Raw genomic sequence first — 24,915 nt, 5'->3', positions numbered from 1 at the left:
TGGGGCGTCCTGTAAGGGGTCGTCACTATTGGGCGGCCGTGGCGGCGGCGGGGGCCGCTGCAGGCGCCGAAGGGGTCATTGCATTCGCGGCGCCGGGGGCCGGCGGCGTGGCCTTGGCGGCGGCGTCGATGATGGGCTTGATCGCGCCTGCGGTGCCGGCGTCGATGGATTCCACCGCGATCTGGGCGCGTTGACGCACCGAATCCGGCACGTCCTGACCCAGTTGCAGCAGGACGAAGGCCTCGCGGGCCTCCTTGGTCTTGCCGTGCTGGAGACGCGCCAGGGCTAGGGCTTCCTGGGCGAAGGCGTGCAGCGGACGGTCATCCTCTGCCAGCGGCGTCAGGCGGGCCTCGATATCGGCCAGGGGCGCGGTGTCCATGATCAGGAAGGCGGCCTTCAGCGCGGGCGGATCCGACAGCAGTGGATCGCTGGACGCCTTGGCGGCTTCGTCGAACAGGCGGACGGCGTCGGGGAACTTGTTGGCGCTCACGGCCAGGCCGGCCTGCTGTTGCAGAGCCAGGACCTTGTAGGCGCCGTTGCCTTCCTTGACCGCTTCCTCGAAGGCGGCGCGGGCGTCCATCGGCTTGTCGGCCCTCAGAGCCTCCATGCCGCGATCATAGGCCTCGGCGCCCTTGCCGGCCTTGTTCGTGTTGAGGCTGTCCCAGCCCCACCAGCCCAGCGCGCCGATCAGGGCGACCACCAGCACCACGCCGAAAACGGGCAGCCAAGTCTTGGCCAGGCGCTTCACCTTTTCGGAGCGAAGCTCCTCCTCGACCTGCTCGAAGACATCAACCACTGAAACGTCGCCCCAAAATCGCGAAATGCAAACCGGCGCGGACCCTAGAAGGTCGGCTCCCCGCCCGCAACGTCGTCCGTTACTGCGAAGCCGGCTTTTTCGAGAAGTAGGTCTCGACTTCGGCAGGAAAACGGCGGGTTTTCACATCGGCGGCGAAAGCGGCGGCCGCGCGGTCGATCTCTGTGCGCAGATCGGCGTATTTGCGCACGAACCGCGGCGTCCAGTCGAACATGCCCAGCATGTCGTTGATGACCAGCACCTGCCCGTCGCAGGCGGCCGAGGCGCCGATGCCGATGGTCGGGGTGTCGATGGTCTCGGTGATTTCGCGCGCCAGCGATTCGGCGACGCCCTCGATGACGATGCAGAAGGCGCCCGCCTCTGCCGTGGCCTTGGCCTCGGCCATCACCCGCTCACGCTCGTAGTCCGTGCGCCCCTTGGCCTTGAACCCGCCCTCGGCCAGGATCGCCTGGGGTCGCAGGCCCACGTGGCCCATAACGGGAATGCCGCGCTTGACCAGGAAGGCGACGATCTCGGCCAGTTCGATGCTGGTCTCCAGCTTCACCGCCTGGGCGCCCGTTTCCTGCATCACCCGCACGCAGTTGGCGTAGGCGATCTCCTTGCCGCCCTCGTAGGAGCCGAACGGCATGTCCACGACCACCATGGCCCGCTTGGCGCCCCGCATGACCGCCTGCCCGTGCAGGATCATCATCTCCAGGGTGACGCCCACCGTATTGGGCAGGCCGTGAACCGCCATGCCAAGGCTGTCGCCGACCAGCAGCACGTCGCAGTGCGGGTCCAGCAGTGCGGCCATCGGCGCGTCATAGGCGGTCAGGCAGACGATCGGCTCGCCGCCCTTGCGACCGGCGATATCGGGAACGGAGATCCGTTTCACGGTCTCCTGCGTTTGAATGGACATCCGGCGGGCCTCCTGTCTGAACGCGGTTCAGATAGGCCCGCCCGCCGGCGAAGTCACCTTCAGACGTCCTGCGACAACCGCGCCGCGCCCGCCGCCAGCACGGCCGCCATGGCCCCGGCCACGATCCAGAAGGCCAGAACGCCCGTGCCGCTGGACAGATCGACCGAGCCGACACCCAGGCTGTCCAGTCCCGACTGGGCCGCGCCCTGCGCCGTCGCCGCCGCCGCGCGAAGTCCCTGGTCCAGCGTCGTCTCGCCGCCAGAGGCAAAGTTCACGCTCAGCCCCTCGCGAATCGCCAGCGCGCCCCCGACCAGCCCGGCCGCCGTCAGGGCCAGCACCCGCCAGCGCGACTGCTTCTCCATCCGCGCCTGCAGCGTCGCCAAAAACAGGGCCTCGTCGGCCAGTCGCGGGCTTTGCGCAAACATCCGCTCGATCATCGGATCGAATTCATCAGCCGACATGGATCGACCTCCCGTCGCCCTGCGCCGGTTGAAGCCGCGCGCGAAGTTTATCCAGACCACGTTTGACATGGGATTTCACCGTTCCGAGCGGCAAATTCATGGCCGCCGCGATGTCGGGATGTGACATCCCTGCGCCGTGGCACAGGGACACGCACACCCGCTCGGTTTCGTTGAGCGTCTTCAGCGCCTCGTCCAGATCCATCAGGCCGCCGCGATCCACCACGACATCCGCCTGATCCGTCTCGACCTCGGCGACATAGCGGGCCTCCTTGGCGACGCGCTTCAGATAGAGCCGCGCGGCGATCTTCTTGATCCAGCCTGCAAAGGTTCCCTGCCCCCGAAACTCCGAGCAGCGCTGAAACCCTTGCAGGAAGGCGTCCTGCGCCACATCGTCGGACAGGGACGGCGTGGCCCCCATCCGTCGCAGCAGCCCCCGCACCGCCGACCCGTGCCGCCGGACCAGTTCGCCATACTCTCGCCGCCCGCCGGCCGCCGCCTGGGCGGCCAACTCGACATCGTGAAAGTCTCTGAGTGATTTGCTCATGACGTACCCCCCCTTCCGGCGGACGTCAGTCTTTGTTCGGGTTGAAGAAGCCCAGAATGATGAAGGCGATGCCGATGGCGATCGGGATGCAGGCGATGCCCAGCAAGGGATTGGCCATGCCGCCGTTCCATTGGTTGCCGCCCAGATCGCTCAGCACCCCAAAGGCGCCGACGCCGATCCCGCCAGCCAGGCTGAGGACGCCCTTGCGCATATCCTTGGTCCGCGACGGCAGTCCCTTCTGCACATCCTTGGTCATGGCGTCGATCAGTTCAGCGGGCAGGGTCTGTCCCTTGTCCACGGCGTGACGAACGGTCAGCTGCATTTCGCGACGCTCGCGGTTCTTAAGGAACGACGGGCCGATAACGACGGCGACGATGGAGGCGAAAACGATGAAAACGACGAAGACGGGGGTCATGGGGTAATCTCTTCTGTGATCCTGCAGCAGCCTGATGCGGCCGCCTTCTGATCACAAGAGGCTGCGCGGCGCCTCCACGGATGCGCTTCGTTACGTGAAATCTTCGTAAGGTCGCCGTTCCAGCCGCCGCCGGTTCGGTCTAGGGTCCGAACATCAACCTTCAGGAGCGCGTCCCATGGCCCATGTCACCTATCGCATCGTCGAACACGACGGCGGCTGGGCCTACAAATCCGGCGACACCTATTCCGAAACCTTCGCCACCCATGACGACGCCAAGGCGGCCGCCGTCCGCGTCTCGCGCGAGCAGCGCGTGCCGGACGAGACCGCCTCCATCGAATATGCGACCGCAGACGGAACGTGGGTGACCGAGCGTGCCGACGGCCATGACCGCCCCATCACGGACGTCGAGGGCTGAATACGGCGTGATCGGACGCCGCACCCTTCTGGCCGCCGCAGCGTTCGCGCCGCTGGCGGCCTGTGCTGCCACCCCGGCGGCACGCCCGGCCGCCGGGCTCAGGCTCGTCACCTTCAACATCTGGCACAATCTCGGCGACTGGACTGCCCGCCGCCCGCTGCTGATCGCCGCGCTGAAGGCCCAGGACGCCGACGTCATCGCCCTTCAGGAAGTGCTGGAGGATGCGAATGTCGAGCTTGAGAACCAGGCCCGGATGCTGGCGCGCGAGCTGGGCGGCTACCACGTCGCCTTCGTCTCGACCGACGCCGAGGGGGCGCCGCGCCGATACGGCAACGCCCTGCTGACCCGCCTGCCGGTGCTGGCCGAAGACTCCATCAAGCTGGAGCCGCTGGACGATTTCCGCACTGCGCTCCGTCTTCGGGTCTCGGTTCAGGGACGCCGGGTCGATGTGGTCGTCACCCATCTGGCCTGGCAGCCCGACGCCGGCCCGGTGCGCGCGCGTCAGATCTCGTCCCTGCTCAGCTGGCTGCCGCAGGAGGGCGTACCCCTGATCGTCATGGGCGACTTCAACGCGACCCAGGAGGATTCAGGCCTGGCGACCCTGACCGGCCCGCGCTTCCTCAGCGCCCTGCCCCGCGGTTCGGTCGCCACCACCCTGAACCCGGCCAAGGGTCACCCGAACCGCGTCATCGACCACATCTTCGTCGAGCCGGAGTTCTTCGCCCCCGTCGAGGTCCACGTCTTCGGCGACGCGCCCACGAACGGCGAATACCCCTCCGACCACTTCGGCGTGGCTGCGACCGTCCGGCTCAAGTGAGCGCGGCAGCATAGACCTCGGGCTTGAACCCCACCAGCCGCCGATCCCCCAGGTCCAGCACCGGCCGCTTGATCATCGACGGCTGCGCCAGCATCAGAGCGATCGCCTTGGCCTTGTCGATGTCCACCTTGTCCGCATCCGGCAGTTTCTTGAACGTCGTCCCGGCCCGGTTCAGCACCGTCTCCCACCCATGCTCGTCGATCCACAGCCCCAGCTGCGCCGCATCGGCCCCGGCCTTCTTGTAGTCATGGAAGACATAATCGACCCCCTGCTGCTCCAGCCAGATCCGCGCCTTCTTGACCGTGTCGCAGTTGGGAATGCCGTAAAGGGTGTAGGTCATGGGTGTCTCGAATGTCGGATTCGTGCGGGCCAGCTGATAGCCATTTTCGACCCTCAGTGAGACGTCTGGCCGCCCAAGTCTAGGCGCGGGACTCCGCTGGCGCACGCTCTTCGCCTAGACCGTCGGTATCGTGCCGCCGTCGATCACATACTCGCTTCCATGGATGGCGGCCGCCCTGTCCGAAGCAAGGAAGGCGATCAGCTCAGCGACCTCCTCTGGTTGCGCCGCTCGCCCCAAGGGGATGCCACCTAAGGCCTTCAGCACGCCCTGGCGAGCATCTTCCACCGTGCCGCCCGTGCCTTCCGCGATCCTCTCCAGAAGAGCGCCCGAGGCTTCTGTGGCGATCCAGCCCGGCGACACGACATTGACCCGAACGCCCTTCGGCCCAAGCTCCTTGGACAGGGCCTTGCTGTAGGTGGACAGGGCCGCCTTGGCCGCCGCATAGGCGGTCGTGGATTCCGGCAGCGGCAAGGTCCGCTGAATGGACGAGACGTGGATGATGGCGCCGGAGCCGCGTGCGATCATCTGCGGCGCAAGCAGACGATCCAGGCGAACCGCCGGCATCAGGTTCAGATCCAGCTCGGCGCGCCAGCGGTCATCCGTCAGGGCGGCGAAACCGCCGGCCGGCGCGGACGATCCGCCCACGACATGCACCAGAATATCCACGCCGCCCAACCGATTGACGGCGGCTTCGGCCAAGGTCTCGCACCCCTCCAGGGTCATAAGATCGGCCGCCACGAACTCAGCCCCGGTCGAGGTTTCCGGGGCCGAACGCGCGGCAGTCATGACCTGCGCTCCACCCGCTAGGAAACGCGCGACGGTCGCCCGGCCCGCGCCCTTGGTGCCGGCGGTGACCAGAACACGTCGGCCATTGAACTCGGAGGGATCAAGACGCGCGATCACAGCGAAATCTCCAGCGCGCGGATGGCGTCGCCTTCCAGCGTGAACCGCAGGGTGAACCGCAAGGGACTGCCCTTGAACGCGCCAGACGTCAGGCCCTCGACGACAACCTGGCCGCCCTCATGGCGCACGGCGTCCGGCGTAAAGACCGCCTTGCTGGCGACTATGGACTCCTCGATCCACCGCCTCAGCTCGGGATGCCCCTGATGGCGTCCCCCATCATCCTGAACGACGGCGTCAGGTGAAAAGGCGTGCAGCATGCCATCGACATCGAGGCGCGAATTGGCCTCCACATAGTTTGCGATCGGCTTGGGAAGGTTGGCAATCATCAGGAGCTCCGGGTTAGATCGTTGCGTTCGATCCAAACTGGAAATAAGCTTGCGAGATGGCAAGTACGGACGAAAAAGTAAGGTACTCACCTGAAGGTGAGCGCATCGACTACACCCCGCAGACGGCGGCGCAGAGCACGCAGAACGTGATCCGGGTGCTGGAGGGGCGATGGAAGCTGGTGATCCTGTTCCAGCTGTTCGGTTCGAACGTTCGTCGGTTCTCGGAACTGGAGCGCGCTATCCCCGGCGTGTCGCAGAAGATGCTGATCCAGCAACTGCGTCAGCTGGAAGTTGACGGCGTGGTCGCACGCATCGTCCACGCTCAGGTTCCGCCCAAGGTGGAATATCACCTGACGGAATGGGGACAGTCGCTTTGCCCCGTGCTGGACAAGCTCCTGAACTGGGCCGAAGCGGCGCCGGTCGAAGTCCGCGAGCGTCTGATCGAACGCGATCAGCCGACGCCTATTCCAGCCTAAGCCCGCGAACGATCCGCAGCATTTTCAGTCACTTCAAGTCCCGCAGCGTCAATCGACCCAACGCCCCTTCAAACCGCGCTATAATCCCAGCCGGTCTTTGACAACATCAGCGCGCTCGCAAATTGCACGGTCTTGCACTTTGCACTCGTTTTCAGGGTGCAGTGCAATTTTGTCCGCCGCCGATTTCAGACGAAGTGCACAGATTACACCCTGTTTTTCGGGACGGTCCGCCTTTGATAGATACTCACCATCGGCCCCTGCCCTCAGTCGCCCTCGCTTCAGTTGACCTCTGGCTCCGCGACATTGAATCCACGCCCTAGAGGTTCATCCTGACAAGCTTGGCAACACAATGTTCATCGGGCAGCTGTAGGACCGTCTTAACGTCACGATGCGGTTCCGTACATGAACATCTCCGCCGCCTTCACGCGCTTAAGGGTGCCTTGATGAAGACCCGCGCGGCGCGCTCCGCTGCGTTGATGATCGGTACGATGACGGCAATGATGGCTGCGATGGTTTTCGTGGTTTTCAGCAACCTCTCCACCATCCAGACCGCCGACCGCTCGGTGCTGCACACGGCCGCGGTCGAGAAGGCCGCAGCCGACCTGCTGGCTGCAGCGCTGGATCAGGAGACCGGCGTAAGAGGCTATTCCGAAAGCAATGGCGACCGGGCCTTCCTGCAACCCTATGTCGCCGGCGAGCAGGAGTTCGCCGATGGTTTGTCCACCCTGTCGCGCTTGACCGCAGACAACGCGTCGCAAACCACCCGACTGAATAAGCTTCGTCTGGCCATGATCCGGTGGCGGTCCATCTACGCCGACCCGCAACTGTCGCGGCCGCAGAGCGAGGCTCGGGATCCGCTATTGGCCGAACGTGGCCGTCTGGCCATGGACGACCTGAGACGGTTGGTGGGCGACCTGCGGGCGGAAGAGGCGGCGCTGACGTTGGAACGCGAGGATGCGCGTGACCGGGCCTATGCATCCGCCCGTCTGACAGTGGCCGGCGTCGCGCTGGCGGCGCTGGGACTGGGCGTCAGCCTGGCCATCTGGGCGGTTCGAGCCTCAGCACGACGGGAGCGCGAGACCCTCGCCTACGCCAAGGCCAAGACCCAAACCCTGGCGATCGTCAGCCACGAAATTCGAACGCCGTTGAACGGCATGTTGGGCATGCTGCAAGTCATGGCGAACGAGCCGATCCCCCCGGCGCAGAAGGAGCGACTGGAAGTCGCGCTGGAATCCGGGGAGACGCTGACGGCGCTGCTGAACGATCTGTTGGACGCATCGAAGATCGAGGCCGGCCGCCTGGAACTGCTGAATGCGGATTTCGATCTGACACGGCTGCTGGCCCGTATGGATGCGGCCTTCGGCGAGGTGGCGCGCAAGAAGGGCGTGGTCCTGCGGATCGACGTGGCGCCAGACGCCGCTGGCGACTGGATCGGCGACAAGGTGCGCGTCGGCCAGATCCTGGCCAACCTGATCTCCAACGCCGTGAAGTTCACCGACAAGGGCGAAGTGCTTGTGTCCGTCGGCGCCTTGGGCGCGGGCGGCCTGCGCATCGCGGTGCGCGACAGCGGCGTCGGCATGGACGAGACCACACAGGGGCGCCTGTTTGCACCCTATGTCCAGGCGAGTGCGGAAACGGCCCACAAGCACGGCGGCACGGGTTTGGGCCTTTCGATCTCTCGCTCTCTCGCGCGGATGATGGGCGGCGACATCACGGTTGAAAGCGAACCGGGCCAAGGCTCGTGCTTCACCGTCGAGCTTCCGTTGACGCGCGGCAAGGCCGCCATGGCGGACGCGGACAGCGGACCTGTCCTGGCCGATCTGCGCATCCTTGCGGCCGACGACAACGCCGTGAACCGCCAGGTTCTGTCCGCCATCCTGCCGAACCTCGGCATGCAGGTGACTGTGGTGAACGACGGCGATCAAGCGGTCGCGGCCTGGCGGGACGGCGACTATGACCTGGTCCTGCTGGATCTGCGCATGCCGATCTGCGACGGGTTCGAGGCCGCCCGACGCATCCGCGCCGAAGAGACGCCGGGACAGCGCACCCCGCTGGTCCTGTTGTCCGGCGACGTCTCCACAGAGGTACGCCGGCAAGGCATGGAAGCCGGGTTGGACGGCTTCGTCGCCAAGCCGCTGGAAATCCACGCTCTGATCGAAGCGATCACCGCAGCCCTCCCCCCCGCCAGGCGCCTGGCGGCCTGACGATCCGATCAGAACCGTTTGGTCAGACCCAGGCTGAACACCCGACCGCGTGGATCGGCCACGACCGGGTCGTAACCCAGGGCGAACTGCGCCAACGGCGGGGCCTTGTCCGCGACATTGACCACACCGACCGCCAGATCCAGATCGGCGCCGAGGGTGCGGCTGTAGAGCAGATCGACCGTCGTCTGGCTGGCGATGCTGGCGTCGGTGATCCCGCTGCGGTCGTTGGCGTATGCGTCGGTATAGTGGACTAGGGCCGTCACGGCGTGCGCGCCGCCGCTCCAGCCCAGAGCGAACTCCGCGCGATTGCGCGGCAGGGACCGTCCGATGTTGTTCAAATTGGTCGAGCCGACGCCCGACACCTGGGCTGCCGACGCGTTCAGCCGGATGTCGTAGGCGTCGACATAGGTCCAGGTCGCCGAGGCCGAGGCCTCCCCGCCCCACAGGCCGTGGCGATAGCGGGCCGACAGGTCGATCCCTTGCGTCTCGATGGATGAGGCGTTGATGAAATAGAGCTGGACGAAGGTCAGGGCGCCGCTGGGCGAGCGGGTGATGCGGCCCTGCGCATCCGTGCCGCTCCGGCCCGCTGCGGTGTCCGCCGCCGCCTGATCGATCATGGCCTGCGCCGACTCCTTGACCACCTGGTCCGTATAGTCGAACCGCCAGGCGTCCAGGCCCAGCTCCAGCCCGTCGATCGGCTTCCACAGCACGCCCAGGCTGAGGCTCTCGGACTTCTCGGGCTTCAGGTCGGCCCGGCCCGAGGTCAGGGTGTTGACGAAGACGAAGGCGCCCCGGTCGAACACCGAAGGCTGCGACGCCTGGGCGCCAGACTGAGCGTAGATCGACGGGGCGCGGAACCCCTGCCCCCAGGAGGCGCGCAGGGCCAGGGTGTCGGTGACGTCCCATCGGATGGCCGCCTTGGGGCTGAACCGGCCCTCGTCGCCGTCGTAGGATTCGTAGCGGCCGGCCAGCTGCGCCTCGATCCGGTCGCCCAGATGGAGGCGGGCCTCGGCGAAGGCGGCCAGCGCCTGCTGATCGCCCTCGAAGTCGGGCGATACGCCCGCCGTCAGCAGGTCGCCCGCATTGACCAGATCGCTCCAGTCGTGGCGGAAGGCGCTGCGGCGATACTGCGCGCCTATGGCGACATCGACCGATCCGCCGCTCCAGGCGAAGGCCTCGCCGCTGGTCGAGGCGTCTGCGGTCTTCAGGGTCGAGGCGCCGCGCAGGCCGGTCGAGCCGATCAGGCTTTCGATCAGCGCCGCGCTGTTCGCCGTGCCGGTGCCCAGATAGGCGCTGCCAAACGGATTGAAATACTGACAGGCCCCGACACCGGGCGCCCCGGTCGCCGGGTTGCAGCCCGTCCCACCCAGGCCGTTAAGGGCGTTCTGCAGGGCGCTGCCGATGGTGTCGGGCTTGTCATAAGCGACGTGCTGACGGCTGCTGGTCGCGCTCAGGTTCCAGGTCCAGCCGTTGGAAAACCGCCCGTCCAGGCCGCCGGCGATGCGCCAGGTGCGATAGTCGAACTCGGCCTGCGACGCCCCCGCCTCGGCGCCCAGCAGACGCCCCCGGAACAGGACCGCCTCGCCGAACGGATTGTCGGGATGCGACGCCGGCACCGTCAGCGACCGCGCCAGGATCGGCAACGACGGCGACTGGCGCGCGATGGTGTTGGTCGCCGACCAGGCCGCTTGCAGCGACAGGGTCATGTCGCCCACCGGACGACGATAATCCGCGAACGCTTGCGTCCGCGTCTCCTCCGGCGTCAGGTCGAAGAAGTCGGAATAGTCCAGCCGGCAAAACGAATCCGTCGCCGAGTTCAGATAGGCGCTGGCGAACGCCGGATCGCCGCACGACGGATCGGGCGAGAACCCGTTGCGGCTTGATCGGAAATAAGATCCCGGCTGGCCATAGCTGGTCACGGCGGTCCAGGCGGCGCGGCCATAGCGTTCGGCCTGGGTGAAGTCCCTCTCGTCCGATCCCAGGGCCGATCGATGGAAATGCGAGGCCGCCAGCGTGAGGTCGCCGCCCAGCAGTTTCAACCCGCCGATAGCCTCGATCACGCTCTCTTCCGACCCGTCGGCGACGGCGTATTTGGCGCTGACCTCGGGCCGGGTCACATCGCGACCCGTGATGAAGTTGACCACGCCCGCCACAGCATCCGAACCATAGACGGCCGAGGCGCCGTCCTTGACCACCTCGACACGCTGAAGCGCGATCATCGGCACGAGCGAGTTGATGTCGACGAAGGCCGAGCCATCCACCGCCACCACCGCGCTGTTGGTCCAGCGCTGGCCATCGACCAGCACCAGGGTCGAACCCAGGCCCAGATTGCGCAGGTTGAACTGGGCCGTGCCCGAACTCTGCGGCTGGTTCAGTTGATCGACCTGGGCCTCCGAGCCCGAGTTGGCGGTGACCAGACGGACCAGTTGCGACGCGTCGGCGACCCCGGCGGCGGCGATGGTCTCGCGGCCCACCGTCTCGACCGGCGCGATCCTGTCCCCGCCCGCGATACGCGAGCCGGTGACGACGATGTCCTCGACCTGAGACGTGTCCTGCGCCTGGACGGCCGAGGCCGCCAGCCACGCGACCGAAGCCGTGGCCATCAGAAATCTGCGCTGTGTCATCTCATGCTCCCGCGATCAGTGGCGGGCTTCTAGCCAGCGCCACAGCTTTGCGAAAGACCAATTTTGCAGTTTTGCAGACTCGATTGCAGCTGAGACCTATCGCGCCATTGATCCGGCGATGTAACCGGTTACGGTGCGGCAAAACAGAAACGGCCCAAGGAACGGGCCAAGAAACGGGCAAGGGAAGCAGGAAGCATGGCGAACGTCCGTCTGGTCGACGTGAAGAAGGCGTTCGGCGCCGTCGAGGTGCTGAAGGGCGTCGATCTGGAGATCACCGACGGCGAGTTCATCGTCTTCGTCGGTCCTTCAGGCTGCGGCAAGTCCACCCTGCTGCGCACCATCGCCGGTCTGGAAGAGGCGACGACGGGCCAAGTCTCCATCGGCGACCGCGTGGTCAACGACCTGTCGCCGTCGGATCGGGGCATCGCCATGGTGTTCCAGTCCTATGCGCTTTACCCGCACATGACGGCCTACGAGAACATGGCCTTCGGGCTGAAGCTCGCCAAGACGAACAAGGGCGAGATCGACCGCCGCGTCCGCGCCGCCGCCGAGGCGCTGAGCATCACCGACTATCTGGACCGCAAGCCCAAGGCCATGTCGGGCGGCCAGCGCCAGCGCGTCGCCATCGGCCGCGCCATCGTGCGCGAGCCCGAGGTCTTCCTGTTCGACGAGCCTTTGTCCAACCTGGACGCGGCGCTGCGGGTGCGGATGCGCTACGAGTTCGCGCGGCTGCACGCCGAGTTGAAGACCACCATGATCTACGTCACCCACGACCAGGTCGAGGCCATGACCCTGGCCGACCGGATCGTGGTGCTGAACGGCGGCCGGATCGAACAGGTCGGCGCGCCGATGGACCTGTACGACCACCCCGACAACCTGTTCGTCGCCGGCTTCATCGGCAGCCCCAAGATGAACCTGCTGGCCGCTGAAATCGTTGAGGCTTCGGCGAGCGGCGCGATGGTGAAGACCACCGCTGGCGAGACGATCCACGTCGCCGTGAACGCCGGAAACGCCAAGCCCGGCGACGCCGTGACCCTGGGCGTCCGCCCCGAACACCTGAACACGACCGGCGACGGCGATGTGTTGAACGCCGAGGTCATGTTCGTGGAAACCCTGGGCGCCACGACCATGGCGCACCTGAAACATCCGGCGTCGCAAGAAACCCTGACGGTTCAGTTGGCGGGTGAACTGCGGGCCAAGGCGGGAGAGCGGCTGACGCTGCACGTCCCCGCGCCACAAGCCCACTTGTTCGACGCAAACGGCAAGGCGTTCCAAAGACTCTGATCCCTCTCCCATTGGGAGAGGGCTTGAGCGCCCGAGAGCGTAGCGAAAGGTTTTGCGCGAAAGGGTGAGGGTCGGTGAAGCGACTTGGCCCACCGGCCGACCCTCATCCGGCCCTTCGGGCCACCTTCTCCCACTGGGAGAAGGGAAGGTTTTCGTCAGCGCAGCTCCACCCGCCGCGCCCCAACCGGAATGACCAGTTCATCGCCCGCCCAGGTCGCCGCGCGGCCGTCGATCCGAACCCGTTCCGGCCGCCCCTGCCCCGCCGGCCATTGCAGCACGAACCCGCCCGGCGGCGTCGCCCCGTCGCCCAGGGTCAGCACATAGCCCTGCCGTTCCTTGCGATAGCCATAGGTCAGCGGCCCATAGGCGGTGCGCAGATCCCGCACCCCGACACCCTCGGCCGTATCCAGCCAGGCCTCCGGCACGCCCGCCGCCAGCACCAGGGCGTGGTCGCGGTCCCTCTCATAGGCGAACAGGTCGAGGGCCGAGCGGATGTAGTCGGAGCTGATCCAGGCATGGGGCATGTCGCCGATGAAGCGCGGCTCGCGCTTCTCGCGCCCCACAACCTCGGCCCAGCCGTTCCAGGCCTCGGGCCGGCGGTCGGCCATCAGGAAGTCCAGCACCGCAAGCGCCCGGTCCTTCTGGCCCAGCCGCACATAGGCGCCGACCAGCCGCCATTCGTAGGGGGTATAGTCCTTCCACGCCGTGCGATTGGTCAGCCGGTTCTGGAAGTTTTCCCAATAACGGTCGAAGGTTCTCGCCATAAGCTCGGGCGGCAGATTATCCTGTTCGCCCGCCGGCGATAGGGCGATGGTGGTCGAGGTGGCGTCGAAATCGCCCCGGTCGGCCGCGCCGGCCATCCAGTCGATGTCGTGATGTTGCGCCGTCGCCGTGATCGAGGCGCGGATGTCGGCGGCGAACTGATCGCGCGCCGCAGCATAGCGGGCGGCGGCCTCGGCGTCGCCCAGGGTCTGCGCGATGAAGACCGCGTCCTTGTAGCCCAGCATGCCCCAGAAGTCGTCCCAGTAGGAATAGGCCGCCTTGTCCGAATAGCCCTCGTGGCTGATCGTCGGCGGCAGCAGGCCGTACAGGTGTCGCTGGTCGGGGGTCTGGAACTCAGGCGTGCGGGTCGAGGCGCGCAGATCGTCCATATAGGCGATGGCCTTCTGCACCTGGGGCCAGACCTGGCGCAGCAGGGCCTCGTCGCCGGTGTAGCGATAGGTCTCGGCGGCGAGGAAGACGAACTCGCCGTGGCTGTCGTTCTCGGGCACCGGATCGGCGCCCCGCGCATCGACGCAGCAAGGGACCTTGCCGTTGTCGAACACATAGGGGGCGTACCAGCGCAGATAGTCGGCTGAATGGTCTGCCATGCCCAGCCGGTTCAGCCCCTCGGCCATCATGGCCCCGTCGCGGATCCAGGAGCGGTTGTAGCTGCGGGTGCCGGGCTGGAGGATCGGCCCCTGACGCGACATCAGCATATGGGCCAGGGACGACTTCAACGCGTCCTCGATCCGTTGGGCGGCGGGCGGCACGGTCAGGTCCACCCGGTCCAGCTTCTCGCGCCACTCCGCCGCCAGCGCCTGCTCGGCCTGATCCAGCGCGGCGACGCCCTGCGGCTGCGGCGTCTCGCCCGCCAGCGGCGACAGGAAGCCGAAGGTGCGTGTCTCGCCGGGCTGAAGCGTCACCTCATACAGCATGGCGCCGGCCGGTAGGTCCGTGGCGTCGGACACGGCGACCGGCTCGCCCGCTGGCCGTCGCGCCGTCGGCAAAATCAATGATTGAGGATCCGCCCCTGCATCGAAGCTCGAAGCCGCCACGGCGTCCGGCGCGGTCAGGGGCTGGACCCGGACGTCGTCGTTCAGCGTCAGGCTCGCGCCGTCCCAGGCGATCCGCTCGACCGGCGCCACGCCGCCCGGAATGGCGAGGAACTGCACCGGCCCGTTGACCTGGAACGGCCGCGCCGTCAGGGCCAGGGTCAGGCTGCGCGGCCGGTTGGAGGTGTTGGTCAGATCATAGCGGCCCCACAGACGCGCCTGGTCCGGCGCGCCGTCGGCGAAGCTGGTGATCTTCAGCGTCCAGTCGTCGGCGGTCCAGGTCACGGACGGTATGGGCAGGTCGTCGTCCCTCAGCCCCTGTTCGATATTGACGTCGGCCCAGGTGATCAGCCGCCCGTTGTCGACCACGAAGGGTTCGATGCTCGGCCCCGCCCGGCGCAGTTCGATAGCGCCGTCCTCGCCGATCAGGCCGCTTTCGCCACCGCCGTCGACGCCGACCAGGGTCCAGTAGGGCTGTTCCCCGAAGAAGCCGCGCGGATAGAGGCCGCGCCGGTTCTCCCTGGCCACCGCCTCCACGAAGGCCGTGGCGTCCTCGCCGAAGGCCAGGGGTTCGACCTCGAACTCGTTCAACGCATAGGTCGTCGCCTGCCCCGCGCCCAGCCGCTGGCCGGCGCCGGAGGATCCGACGACGTCGGGCGCCGGAACGGGTCGCAACGGCTCAAGCCGCAGCCAGCGCGCCGTCGCCTCGGGCGTGCGCAGCCAGTCGACGCCCCCGTTCCCGCCCTGAACTGTCGCCAGGTCCCGCCAGTCGCGCCCGTCGGTCGAGGCCGAGATCCGATAGTCCGCCGCCGCCCCCCGCTCGCCCCAGCGCAGGGTCAGGCCGCCGAACTCGCGCTCGTATCCCAGGTCCAGGGTCAGGGCCGACGGTTCGCCCACCGGCGGGGTCCAGGCTGTCTTCGGGTCCAGATCGACGGCGTTGGCGGCGGTCGTCTCCGCCCGTTCGTCGGCGGCCCCCGGCTGGGGCGGCACGGGGGGATCGACCGGCAGGGCGCGCAGGCTCAGTTGGTCGATCTCGACCGCCCCCTTGCCGCCCTCGGCCGCGACGACGACGAACTCGACCCGCTCGGCGCGGCGCAGCACCGTCTCGGGACTGGGTCCCCAGGCCTTGGACACCTGGCGGCGCTTGATCACGAACTTCGTCCAGCCATCGGGGAAGTCGTAGCGCGCCGTCTGCTTCCACCAGACATTGTCGGCCGAGGCGTCGGTCAGCTTGACCTCAAAGGTATTGGTCGGCCCGGCGCCGCGCACCCAGAAGCTGATCTCGTAATTGTCAGGCAGGTCGAACGGCAGCGGACGGCTGAGCACCGCATAGCCCGCCTTGCCGTCGAAATCGTAGTCGAGCCGCACCGCCCGGCCGTCATGCCCCGCCACGCCGGAAACGGCGGCGAGGACGTCGGTGGAGGCGCTGGCCTGCCACCGCGACGCGTCGTCCATGCTGTCGAGAACCCGCGCCTCCTGCGCGACGGCGGGGGCGGCAAAGGCAAGCGTCAGGACCGAGGCGGCGGCCAGTAGGTTACGCATACGAACTCGCAGTTCTGGTCAGCCCTTCACGCTGCCCGCGAGCATGCCGCGGATGTAGTAGCGTTGCAGGGCGAGGAAGAGGATCAGCACGGGCGCCACCGTGACGACGGCGCCGGCCATCATCAGTTCTATGTCCTGCACGTGCTCGCGCGACAGGGCCGCCAGAGCCACCGGCAGGGTGTAGTTCGACTGGTCCGTCAGGACGATCAGCGGCCACAAGAAGTCGTTCCAGCTGCCCAGGAAGACGAACAGACCCAGGGTGACGATGATCGGCTGCAGGGTCGGCAGGACGATGCGTCGGAAGATCTGGCCTTCGCTGGCGCCGTCGATCCGGGCCGCCTCCAGCATCTCGTCGGGAATGCTCAGCGCATACTGGCGCACCAGGAACAGGCCGAAGATCGAGGCCAGCCAGGGCACCAGGGCGCCGGCGTATGTGTTCACCAGCCCCATCGACTTCAGCATCAGAAACAGCGGCAGGGTGCCGATCTGGGCCGGCACCACCAAGGCGGCGACCAGGAACTGGAACAGCCGCTCGCGCCCGGCGAATTTCAGCTTGGCGAAGGCGTAGCCGGCCGGGACGGTGAAGCTGAGCGCCAGGATCGTCGCCAGGGTCGCCAAGGCGAAGCTGTTCCATAGATAGCGGCCCATGCCCTGGTTCAGGAACAGGTCGCGGTAATGCTCCAGGGTCCAGCGCGAAGGGACCAGCGGCGGCGGGAAGGTCGCCGCTTCGCCGGTGGGCATGAAGCTGACGGACGCCATCCAGACCAGCGGGAACAGGACGATGAGCGCGATGAGCGCGACGGCGAGGTTGAGGAGGATGGTGCGGATTTTCATTGGTACGCCCCCACCCGCTTGGCCACGGCCAACTGGACCAACGTAATCGCCAGGATGCACAGGAACAGAACGAAGGCGACCGCACTGGCCGAACCCAGGTTCCACCACTTGAAGCCTTCCTCGTACATGAAGTAGAGCACCGTCACCGTGCTCTGGGCCGGCCCCCCTTGCGTCATCACATAGGGTTCGGCGAACAGCTGGAAGAAGCTGGCGACCGAGATGATCGAGACCAGCAGCATGGTCGGCGCGATGGCCGGCAGGGTGACATGGCGGAACTGCTTCCACGGCCCTGCACCGTCGATGCGGGCGGCCTCATAGAGGTCGTCAGGCACGGTCTGAAGAACCGCCAGGAAGATCAGCATATTGTAGCCGAAGATCTTCCAGACCACGAACATCAGGATGGCGGGGATCGAGGTCGACGGGTCACCCAGCCAGTCCACGGCGGGCAGGCCGATGCTTTCCAGACCCCAGTTTATGACGCCGTATCGGGTGTGCAGCAGATAGCGCCAAACCACGGCCGTCGCGACCAGAGTGGTGACATAGGGGGCGAAGAACATGACCCGCCAAATCGGCCGCCACTTCACCACCCGCGCGTTCAGGATCACCGCCGCAGCCAGCGAGGCCGCGATGGACAGAGGCACGCCCAGGACCGCGAAGGTCAGGGTGTTCTTCATCGCCCCCCAGAACAGCGGATTGGTCATCAGCCGCTCGTAGTTCTGCAGGCCGACGAAACGCAGATTGTCCAGGTTCGCCAGGGCGTAGATGTCGAAGTCGGTCAGGCTGAGCAGCAGGGCCGCGATCACCGGAATGGCGAAGAACAGGCCGATGGCGATCATCGCCGGGGCGACGAAGGCCCAGGCGGCGCGTTCGCGTGCGCCGCGTCCCCGCGACGGCTTCACCTTCGCTAACGTCGGATCGACGACGGTCATACGGCCCTGCCCTGTTCCATCATCCAGCGGCGCTTCTCCAGCAGTCGGTCGGCGCGACGGTCGATCTCGGCGGCGGCGGTCTCAGGGCTGTATTCGCCACGCACCATCCGTTCGGCGACGATCTGCATCTCGGTGACGATCCGCTCCCATTCCGGCACCTTGGGCACAGCCTTGGCGCGCGCCAGTTGGCCCCGGAACGGAGCCAGCATCGGATCGCGCTCGACCTGGGCGATGTCCCAGGCACTCTGGCGCGCAGGCAGGTCGCCGACGATGGTGTTGAACCGGGCCTGCACGGCCGGCTCGGACAGATAGCGGACCAGGGCCCAGGCCGCGTCCTGATGCGGCGAGGACTTGAACACCGCCAGGCTGGATCCGCCCGGCGCCGAGGCGCCCAGGCCGGTCGGTCCCGGCACCCCGGCGGTGGCCCAGTTCGGCTGAAACGAAGCGGGCAGCTTGTCGCGGAAATCGCCCACGCTCCACGGGCCGGAGAAGTAGAAGCTGAAATAGCCCTTGGCGAACTCGCTCCAGACGTTGGAGATTTGCGTCGCCGAGGCCAGAGGCGCCAACCCTTCCGCAAACAGGCTGCGATAGAAGGCCAGGGCCGCCACGAAGCCGGGGCTGGAGAAATTGCCCCGCGTATCCCGGTCGCGCAGCAGCGGCTCGTCGATCTGAAGCCCGAATGTCAGAAGCTGCTCGAACTCGTTCAGCGGCAGCAGGATGGCGAAGTTATCGCCGCCCGCCACGCGCTTGATCGCGTGCATGGCACGCTTCCATTCGGCCCAGTCCTCGGGCGGCGCCGCAAAACCGGCCCGCGCCAGAAGATCCTTGCGATAGAACAACAGCCGAGTGTCCACATACCAGGGCGTGGTCATGGCCCGACCGGCGATCTCGTTCGTCTCCAGCACCGCCGGAAACTGATCGGTCAGCAAGTTCGCGGCCGCCGGCGGGGTCGGCGACAGGGCGCCGATGGCGGCCAGTTCCGCCACCCAGGTGTTGCCAATCTGGCTGACGTCCGGCAGCGAGGCGCCGGCATAGGCGGTAAGCAGCTTCTCGTGCGCCGCCGTCCACGGCAGGGGCTGGACCGAGACCCGGACGCCGGGATTGCGCCGCTCGAACTCGGGCATCAGTTGGCCGACCGTGCCGCCCTCATTGCCCATGGCCCAGAAGCGCAGCACGGTCTCGCCCGACCGGCGCGGGGTGCAGGCCGCAGCCGCCCCTCCCGCCATCAGGGCCAAGGCGGCGCGCCTATGGGCAGTCTGCGTCATGCGTTCAGCCATCCGCCGGTGAAGCCCGCGATTTCCAGGCCGCGACGGATATTGGGCTCGCCGCGCATATAGCGCCAGACGAAGTCGGACCTGTGATTCTCGGTCATGATGACGATCGGCCCTTGGTCGATGCCCAGATAGTCGCCGTCCACCCAGCCGACGCCGTCCACGATCTTGCCGTGCTGCAGCGGCCCGTCGCGCACCGTCAGGGTCGGGTTGAAGCTGTCGAGGAAGCCCCACTCGGTATAGATGCCCGACCCGTATTTCTGCTTCATCGCCTTGACGCAGGGCACGACGATCTCGGGCGCGAAGGCGATCGAGCTGGCCGCCGCCGTGGGGGCGATGGTGCCGTCGTCGCGCTCGCCCGGCCCACGCGCGGAATAGCTGAAGAACTCGCGTTCTTTGCCGTCGATGACCTGTTTGAAGTCGCCCGGCCCGTCGCAGGCCGTCAGCCCCCAGACCTCGGACGAATAGCCGACCCAGCCCGCGACATTGTCATGGGCGTATTTCTGCTGCGCATAGACGGCGCGGCGGCTGTTCTCGAAATAGTCCAGTTGTTCGCCCAACTGAACAGACTGACCCCGCATCCAGGCGTCCTGAATGCCGCGGAAGTCGATGAACATATGGCTGTACTGGTGCCCGAAGATGGGCGCGAAGTTCAGGTGCCAGCTGCCCCAGCGGTCGGTCCAGCTCTCGTCGTAGCTGGCGGCCCATTCGTGCCAGACATTGACCGACACCGGATGGGTCGGGCTGCCCACGGCCAGCAGCAGCAATAGCATGCCCTCGTTATAGACGTGCCAGTCCGAGGGGATAAAGCCGCTCTCGGGATGCCAGCCCATGGTGATGCGGTTGTCGCGGATCACGGCCCACGGCCATTCGATCCGTTCGTAGATAGCCTGGGCCTTCTGACGGATTTCCGCCTCGTCGGCATGACGGCCGTCGAAGTAACGGGCGGCGAACAGCATGCCGCCGATCAGCAAGGCCGTATCGACGGTGGACAGCTCGTTCTGCGCGAACCGCAGCCCGGTCTCCATGTCCAGGAAATGATAGAAGAAGCCCTTGTGACCCGCTGTGCCGGTCGCCTCGGGTCCCTGCGGCAAGTCATGGAAGAACCGCAGCGTGGTCAAGGTCCGCTCGCGCGCCTCGGCCCGGCTCATCCAGCCGCGCTCCACGCCCACCGGCCAGCAGGTCAGGGCGAACCCCACCGCCGCCACGGAACAGAATGACGGCGTCGGCCAGCGATCGGGCGTCAGACCCGTGCGCCGATCCGTGACCTTCTCGAACCAGCGGAACGTCCGCTCCTGAAGCTCGGCGATCTCGCGATCCAGCCGCAATGGCCGCCGCTCCGTCCCGTTCACCGCCCCCGTCACCGCCTGCTGCGCAACCGCCCCCACCGGAACCCCGACCGCCACCGCGGCCGCACCAGCCGTCGTTCGCATCAGAAAGTTTCGGCGGTTCATGGGCACGCTCACTGTTTTACTGAAATCAAAAAAAGAAAGGCCGCCTTCCGGCAAGCGGAAGACGGCCAAGGCTCAGGCTTTTAGAAGGAGTAACGCAGACCCACCTGGAAGCTGCGGGTGGGCAGGAAGACCCCGGTTCCCGCGCCGTAGCGTGGGCTGTTGAAGCCGGTGTCGAACGCGTTGAAGTTGGTGAAGTTGAAGATGTTGATCGCGTCGGCGATGAACTCGACCCGCTGTCCGCCGAAGACGTCGAAGCCCTTGGTCAGGCGCAGATCGACCTGGCGATAGGCGAAGTTCAGACCCGGCAGGAAGGCGCGCTTCTCCGGATTTCCAGCATTCCAGCAGATGTTGGGGCCGCCGGCCGGTGCGCTCGGGCAGTCGTTGATATTGTACGGCAGACCCGAACCCAGGGTGACGATGCCCGACAGCAGGAAGTCGGCGGGGAGGCCCAGGGTGCCGGACGCCACGATCCGATGGCGTTCGTCCGAGGACGACCGGAACTCCGGCGACAGTTCCGGCGTGTTGTAGTCGAAATCGAACGCGCCATAGCCGTTGTCCCGGCTGCCGTTCTGGGTCGCATCCATATAGGTGTAGGCGAGATTGAAGCCCCAGCGATCCTCGGCGTTGTAGGGCTTGTCGGCGGTGAAGTAGATCGCCTTGTAGTCCCGCTCCTTGTCCGTGTTCTGGAAGAAGATTGTGTTGCGGAACTGCGTGAAGCCGACCGATCCCGGCGTCGGCCCATTAAACCGACCACCGGTTTCCGTCAGGGCGTTGGCGATATACCAGGCGGATTCACCCTCGGTATGACCGGCGGCCAAGGTCAGGGCCGTCTGCCAGCGTCCAAACTTCTGACGTACGCCGATGTTGAACTGATCCGTGCGCGGGGGCTCGAAGTCGTTCTTGACCAGGAAGACCTCGCCCGCGCCGGGACTTGCCGCCAGCAGCGGGTCGAGACCGGCGGGCGTCAGGTAACGCGGATCCCAGGCGATCGTCTGCTGCCCACCGACCGGACCACCGGTGTTCGAGAAGTAGATGCTCTTGTTGAACTGGAAGGGCTTGAACCGCTCGTCGAAGGCGAAGTTGAAGCCGACGCGGTCGTAGTAGCGGCCTGCGCCGCCGAAAATGACCGTCTGCTCGTCGCCGAAGACGTCATACGAGAAGCCGAAGCGTGGTTGGAAGGCGCCCTTGAACGCCTTGCGATCACCATCGGAAATATAATCCGCAGGGTTGAAATAGGACGGGAAGTCGTAGCCCGGCAGATTCTGGATCGCTGCCAGCATGTCCCGGATGGAGTCGGGCGTGCGGTAGTCGTTGTTGACCGCATTGTCCTCGTAGTCCCAACGGATGCCGAGGTTGATTTCCAGCTTATCGGTGATCTGCCAGTCGTCCTGAATATACAGGCCGATGACGTTGTTATCGACGTCTGCCGGCGGCACGGCGACGCCCAGGTTCACGGCGACCGGGATCGTCTGGCTGCCATTGATTTCAGAACGACCCTCGATGTCATAGACGAACGTCGGGTTACGTCCGAAGTCCTTCTGCACGAAGTAATTCTGCATCGAATATTTCGCACCGATCTTGATCGTGTGCGTGCCTATCCAGGCCAGATCCGGGATGGTCAGGTCGTTGCGGATCGTCGTGCTCTTCTGCTCCAGGAACTGGGCGTCGGCACGACCGCCGGCCGTGAACACGGTCGAGTCGCGGTTGTTGATATTATACTGGAAGCCCGGCGTGGTGGCGCTGTCGTCGCGGAAGATGACGTATTCGCGGCCGTAGTCGGAGCCGTTGATCACCGACTGCTGATAGCTCGACTTCAGATAGTCGATCGCGAACTCGTTCAGGAAGCGCTGACCCTGGAACTGGTGTCGCAGGTTGAAGGCCTGGGTCTCGCCGTTGTTGCGGGCAGCGCGGCTCGGGGCGTTCTGGCCGCTGGCGCCGCGAATGTCCTCTTCCTTCTTGTATTCGGTGCTGAACTCCAGCCGCTGACGGTCGTCGATCTGCCACGACAGCTTGCCGAAGAAGACGTCCTGCTCGTAAGGCGTCGAGACCGTGCCCAGATCCCCCGCAAAGAAATCGTTGTATTCGGTGCGGTTCAGGAACGACTGAGCCACCCGTTCTTCATCCTTGCGCTCATAGGCGCCGAAGAAGTGCAGGCGGTCCTGGATGATCGGTCCGCCCAGGCTGGCGCCGTATTGCAGACGACGCACCGGGGCCTTCTCGGCGCCGCGACGCTCGGAAATCTGATCCTGGGCGACCCAATCCGGATCCTGATAGAAGGCGAAGACGTCGCCGTGGAACTCGTTGGTGCCCGACCGGGTCACGGCCGTCACGATGGCCGAACCGGCCTGTTCGTACTCGGCCTTGAAGTTCTGGCTGATCACGCGGAACTCCTGCACGGCGCCCTGCGGGAAGGGCGTGCCGCGGCTGTCGTCCTGGCCGGCGACGCCGCCGTCGCTGATCAGCGACTTGCGGTTCTGACCATCGATGAAGACGTTGATCGCCTGGGCGGTCTGACCGCCGGCGGAGATCGTCCGCTCGCTGTCGTCCTCGGTCACGCGCAGGCCGGGAGCCAGGGCGGCGAAGTTGAGGAAGTTGCGGCTGATCTGCGGCAGGTTGTTGATCTGCTGCTGCGTCACATTGGTGGCGACCTCGGGTGTGCGCACCTCGAAGACACGACGGCCGGTGACGACGATCTCGCCCAGCTCGGTTGCGCCGTCCGTCGCGGCGCCGGTCGTGGCTGCTGCGGCCACGTCCAGGTTCAGCGTGCCGACCTGACCCAGCGACAGGGTGACGGTCTCTTCCGCCGTCTGGCCGTCGGCGCTGGTCACCTGCACCCGATAGGTGCCGGGGCGCAGGCCCGAAAGGACATAGCGGCCGTCTGCGCCGACGCGCGAGCGGGTCGCGTATCCGGTGGAGACTTCGGTGGCGACGACCGTCGCACCGGCCCCGACCGTCTGACCGTCAAAGACGGCGCCACGCAGCGTCGTCGTTGCATTCTGCGCCTGGGCGGCGCCGACGAACGCCATGCTGATGGCGATGGCCGATGCGGCGGCCAAGGCGGCCTTACGCGTGTTGAACTGGTTCATCCTGAGCTCTCCCCTCCTGATGGGATCGGTTTGCGGCGACATGGCTGGACCTACCCTTTGTTGAACCTGGCGGACGATGCCGCCGCGGTGGACTGGCGTTCGACCAGGATCGGCCGAACGATTTCGCAAGCGGTGTCCGTGGCGTCGGCGTGCTGGCCGGCCTGGACGAGGCCGATCAGGCGTTCGACGCCTCTACGGCCGATTTCCGCGATATTGACGCGCATGGTGGTCAGCGCGGGCCGCATCAGGGCGGCGATGGGCACGTCGTCGAACCCAATGACGGCGATGTCTTCAGGGCAGCGCACGCCGGCCTCCTGGAAGGCCAAGAGGGCGCCGACGGCCATCATGTCGTTGGCGGCGAAGACGGCGTCGGGCCGCTCAGGCATGGCCAGCAACTGGGTCGCGGCGCGGTGGCCCGAGGCCTGGGAGAAGTCGCCCTCGACGATGATGGGAGCATGACCGTCCAGCGCCGCCGCATAGCCCGCCGCACGCGTATCGGCCTCGATGTTTCCGGCGGCGCCGCGAATGTGGGCGATGCGACGACGGCCGGTGGCGATCAGGTGTTCGACGGCGCCGACGGCGCCCCCGTGGTTGTCGATCATGATGGCGGCGCGTCCCGCCTCGGCCGTGCCGCCGTTCATCAGCAGCACGGGCATGCGGCCGGCGAACTCGGACGCCAGGTTCGCGGCCCCCAGATGGGGCGACAGCACGATCATGCCGTCCACCCGGCCCCGCATCGACCGAACGGCCGCCAGGGTGTCGTCGGCGCCATCATGAGAGCTGGAGACGATCAGATGTTTGCCGTGGGCGCGCGCGGCCAGGTCCATGCCCCGGATCAGCTCGGAGAAGAACTCGCCGAACAGGTCGGGCAGGATGACGCCGATCGTGTCGTTCTTGCTGGTCGACAGACTGCGGGCGCCGAAGTGCGGCACGTAGCGAAGGTCCTCGACGGCATCCAGAACGCGCTGGCGCGTCGCGTCCGACGTCACGCCCAGACCGTTCAGCACGCGCGAGACCGAAGCCACCGACACCTGGGCGCGCTCAGCCACGTCGCGCATGGTGGCGGCCTTGGCGAAAGGCGGTCCTTCCTGCCGTGCAGACGCAACGCTGGGCGCAGCCATGTCCAATCGGATTCTCCCTGCTCCCTACCGTCCCGGCTCCTTCTCGAAGATCCGTCGATAGATGATGTAAGCGGTTACATGACACAGGAGCAATGTGAGCCGCAAGCCATGTTCGGCCGCATTTCGGGCTATTTTTCAGCGAAGCTTGGTCGTCGAAAACGCCGAGCGAAGCGGACTTTCCGACAAGCCGTTATGGGCGCTGGATTTTTACGGCGGAGAGCGTGACCGCCGCCCCCACGGCCTCGCTGCGCCGCGCGGCTTGGTCGCACCGACGATGCGCTGGTCGAATCGACCGACCGGACACGAAGACGCCCGCACCATCTACGGGCGCGGGCGTTATCAT

Annotated in this window: 21 protein-coding genes; 5 read left to right on the top strand and 16 right to left on the bottom strand. The window is 66.4% G+C overall.

Going from position 1 to position 24,915, the window contains the following annotated elements; all coding sequences use genetic code 11:
* Positions 1–25: 25 nt before the first annotated feature.
* The 5 genes from ACP693_RS08790 to ACP693_RS08770 all read right to left on the bottom strand — a co-directional run bounded on the left by ACP693_RS08790 (position 26) and on the right by ACP693_RS08770 (position 3,132).
* Positions 26–796 carry a tetratricopeptide repeat protein gene (locus tag ACP693_RS08790; protein WP_426017498.1) on the bottom strand — a complete coding sequence of 257 codons (771 nt, stop codon included), beginning with the start codon at positions 794–796 and terminating at the stop codon, positions 26–28.
* A gap of 79 nt (positions 797–875) precedes the next feature.
* Positions 876–1,712 (bottom strand): 3-methyl-2-oxobutanoate hydroxymethyltransferase, encoded by an 837-nt coding sequence (panB, locus tag ACP693_RS08785; RefSeq protein ID WP_425983080.1) that lies wholly within the window; start codon positions 1,710–1,712, stop codon positions 876–878.
* A 59-nt stretch (positions 1,713–1,771) separates the two neighbouring features.
* Positions 1,772–2,173 (bottom strand): hypothetical protein, encoded by a 402-nt coding sequence (locus ACP693_RS08780; protein ID WP_426017499.1) that lies wholly within the window; start codon positions 2,171–2,173, stop codon positions 1,772–1,774.
* Entirely contained in the window at positions 2,163–2,717 is a 555-nt protein-coding gene (locus ACP693_RS08775) for an RNA polymerase sigma factor (protein ID WP_426017500.1), read from the bottom strand. Before ACP693_RS08775 ends, ACP693_RS08780 begins: the two co-directional genes overlap by 11 nt.
* Positions 2,718–2,742: 25 nt before the next feature.
* On the bottom strand, positions 2,743–3,132 hold the full coding sequence (locus ACP693_RS08770; RefSeq protein WP_135193094.1) for a DUF6249 domain-containing protein: 390 nt from the start codon (positions 3,130–3,132) through the stop codon (positions 2,743–2,745).
* Between the two features lie 175 nt (positions 3,133–3,307).
* Between ACP693_RS08770 and ACP693_RS08765 the strand changes: the two genes are divergently transcribed.
* Both ACP693_RS08765 and ACP693_RS08760 read left to right on the top strand, forming a co-directional pair.
* Positions 3,308–3,547, top strand: coding sequence for a DUF2188 domain-containing protein (locus ACP693_RS08765; protein WP_426017503.1), 240 nt, complete (start codon positions 3,308–3,310; stop codon positions 3,545–3,547).
* Positions 3,516–4,364: an endonuclease/exonuclease/phosphatase family protein gene (locus ACP693_RS08760; RefSeq protein ID WP_426050117.1), complete on the top strand. Its 849-nt coding sequence runs from the start codon at positions 3,516–3,518 to the stop codon at positions 4,362–4,364. Before ACP693_RS08765 ends, ACP693_RS08760 begins: the two co-directional genes overlap by 32 nt.
* Here the strand turns inward: ACP693_RS08760 and ACP693_RS08755 are convergent.
* The 3 genes from ACP693_RS08755 to ACP693_RS08745 all read right to left on the bottom strand — a co-directional run bounded on the left by ACP693_RS08755 (position 4,357) and on the right by ACP693_RS08745 (position 5,933).
* A complete protein-coding gene (locus tag ACP693_RS08755) occupies positions 4,357–4,704 on the bottom strand; it encodes an ArsC family reductase (protein ID WP_426017507.1) in 348 nt (115 codons plus the stop codon). The two genes, ACP693_RS08760 and ACP693_RS08755, sit on opposite strands and share 8 nt — an antisense overlap.
* Before the next feature lie 114 nt (positions 4,705–4,818).
* Positions 4,819–5,607 (bottom strand): SDR family oxidoreductase, encoded by a 789-nt coding sequence (locus ACP693_RS08750; RefSeq protein ID WP_426017509.1) that lies wholly within the window; start codon positions 5,605–5,607, stop codon positions 4,819–4,821.
* Complete coding sequence (locus ACP693_RS08745; RefSeq protein WP_426017510.1) at positions 5,604–5,933, bottom strand: nuclear transport factor 2 family protein; 330 nt, start codon at positions 5,931–5,933, stop codon at positions 5,604–5,606. The genes ACP693_RS08750 and ACP693_RS08745 overlap by 4 nt, the downstream gene beginning before the upstream one ends.
* Positions 5,934–5,989: 56 nt before the next feature.
* Here ACP693_RS08745 and ACP693_RS08740 point away from each other — a divergent pair, with 56 nt between their 5' ends.
* Entirely contained in the window at positions 5,990–6,409 is a 420-nt protein-coding gene (locus ACP693_RS08740; protein ID WP_426017512.1) for a winged helix-turn-helix transcriptional regulator, read from the top strand.
* A 509-nt stretch (positions 6,410–6,918) separates the two neighbouring features.
* Positions 6,919–8,613, top strand: coding sequence for an ATP-binding protein (locus tag ACP693_RS08735; RefSeq protein ID WP_426017513.1), 1,695 nt, complete (start codon positions 6,919–6,921; stop codon positions 8,611–8,613).
* A gap of 8 nt (positions 8,614–8,621) precedes the next feature.
* Here ACP693_RS08735 and ACP693_RS08730 read toward each other — a convergent pair whose 3' ends face one another.
* Positions 8,622–11,237 carry a TonB-dependent receptor domain-containing protein gene (locus ACP693_RS08730; protein WP_426017517.1) on the bottom strand — a complete coding sequence of 872 codons (2,616 nt, stop codon included), beginning with the start codon at positions 11,235–11,237 and terminating at the stop codon, positions 8,622–8,624.
* A 195-nt stretch (positions 11,238–11,432) separates the two neighbouring features.
* Here ACP693_RS08730 and ACP693_RS08725 point away from each other — a divergent pair, with 195 nt between their 5' ends.
* Positions 11,433–12,521: an ABC transporter ATP-binding protein gene (locus tag ACP693_RS08725; RefSeq protein WP_426017519.1), complete on the top strand. Its 1,089-nt coding sequence runs from the start codon at positions 11,433–11,435 to the stop codon at positions 12,519–12,521.
* Between the two features lie 155 nt (positions 12,522–12,676).
* Here ACP693_RS08725 and ACP693_RS08720 read toward each other — a convergent pair whose 3' ends face one another.
* The 7 genes from ACP693_RS08720 to ACP693_RS08690 all read right to left on the bottom strand — a co-directional run bounded on the left by ACP693_RS08720 (position 12,677) and on the right by ACP693_RS08690 (position 24,572).
* Entirely contained in the window at positions 12,677–15,877 is a 3,201-nt protein-coding gene (locus ACP693_RS08720) for a discoidin domain-containing protein (RefSeq protein WP_426017520.1), read from the bottom strand.
* Positions 15,878–15,895: 18 nt separating this feature from the next.
* On the bottom strand, positions 15,896–16,711 hold the full coding sequence (locus tag ACP693_RS08715; RefSeq protein WP_426017522.1) for a carbohydrate ABC transporter permease: 816 nt from the start codon (positions 16,709–16,711) through the stop codon (positions 15,896–15,898).
* Entirely contained in the window at positions 16,708–17,640 is a 933-nt protein-coding gene (locus tag ACP693_RS08710) for a carbohydrate ABC transporter permease (RefSeq protein WP_426017523.1), read from the bottom strand. Before ACP693_RS08710 ends, ACP693_RS08715 begins: the two co-directional genes overlap by 4 nt.
* Positions 17,637–18,905: a sugar ABC transporter substrate-binding protein gene (locus ACP693_RS08705; RefSeq protein WP_426017525.1), complete on the bottom strand. Its 1,269-nt coding sequence runs from the start codon at positions 18,903–18,905 to the stop codon at positions 17,637–17,639. The genes ACP693_RS08710 and ACP693_RS08705 overlap by 4 nt, the downstream gene beginning before the upstream one ends.
* Positions 18,902–20,365, bottom strand: a complete 1,464-nt coding sequence (locus ACP693_RS08700; protein ID WP_426017526.1) for a glucoamylase family protein — start codon at positions 20,363–20,365, stop codon at positions 18,902–18,904. The genes ACP693_RS08705 and ACP693_RS08700 overlap by 4 nt, the downstream gene beginning before the upstream one ends.
* A gap of 80 nt (positions 20,366–20,445) precedes the next feature.
* Positions 20,446–23,451 (bottom strand): TonB-dependent receptor, encoded by a 3,006-nt coding sequence (locus ACP693_RS08695; protein ID WP_426017528.1) that lies wholly within the window; start codon positions 23,449–23,451, stop codon positions 20,446–20,448.
* Between the two features lie 50 nt (positions 23,452–23,501).
* Positions 23,502–24,572 carry a LacI family DNA-binding transcriptional regulator gene (locus ACP693_RS08690; protein ID WP_426017530.1) on the bottom strand — a complete coding sequence of 357 codons (1,071 nt, stop codon included), beginning with the start codon at positions 24,570–24,572 and terminating at the stop codon, positions 23,502–23,504.
* Positions 24,573–24,915 lie beyond the last annotated feature (343 nt).

Source organism: Brevundimonas sp. TWP1-3, from assembly GCF_049896085.1.
GTDB lineage: Bacteria > Pseudomonadota > Alphaproteobacteria > Caulobacterales > Caulobacteraceae > Brevundimonas.
The sequence above is the reverse complement of the archived record's forward strand: the minus strand, read 5'-3'. Positions and strand labels throughout refer to the sequence as shown.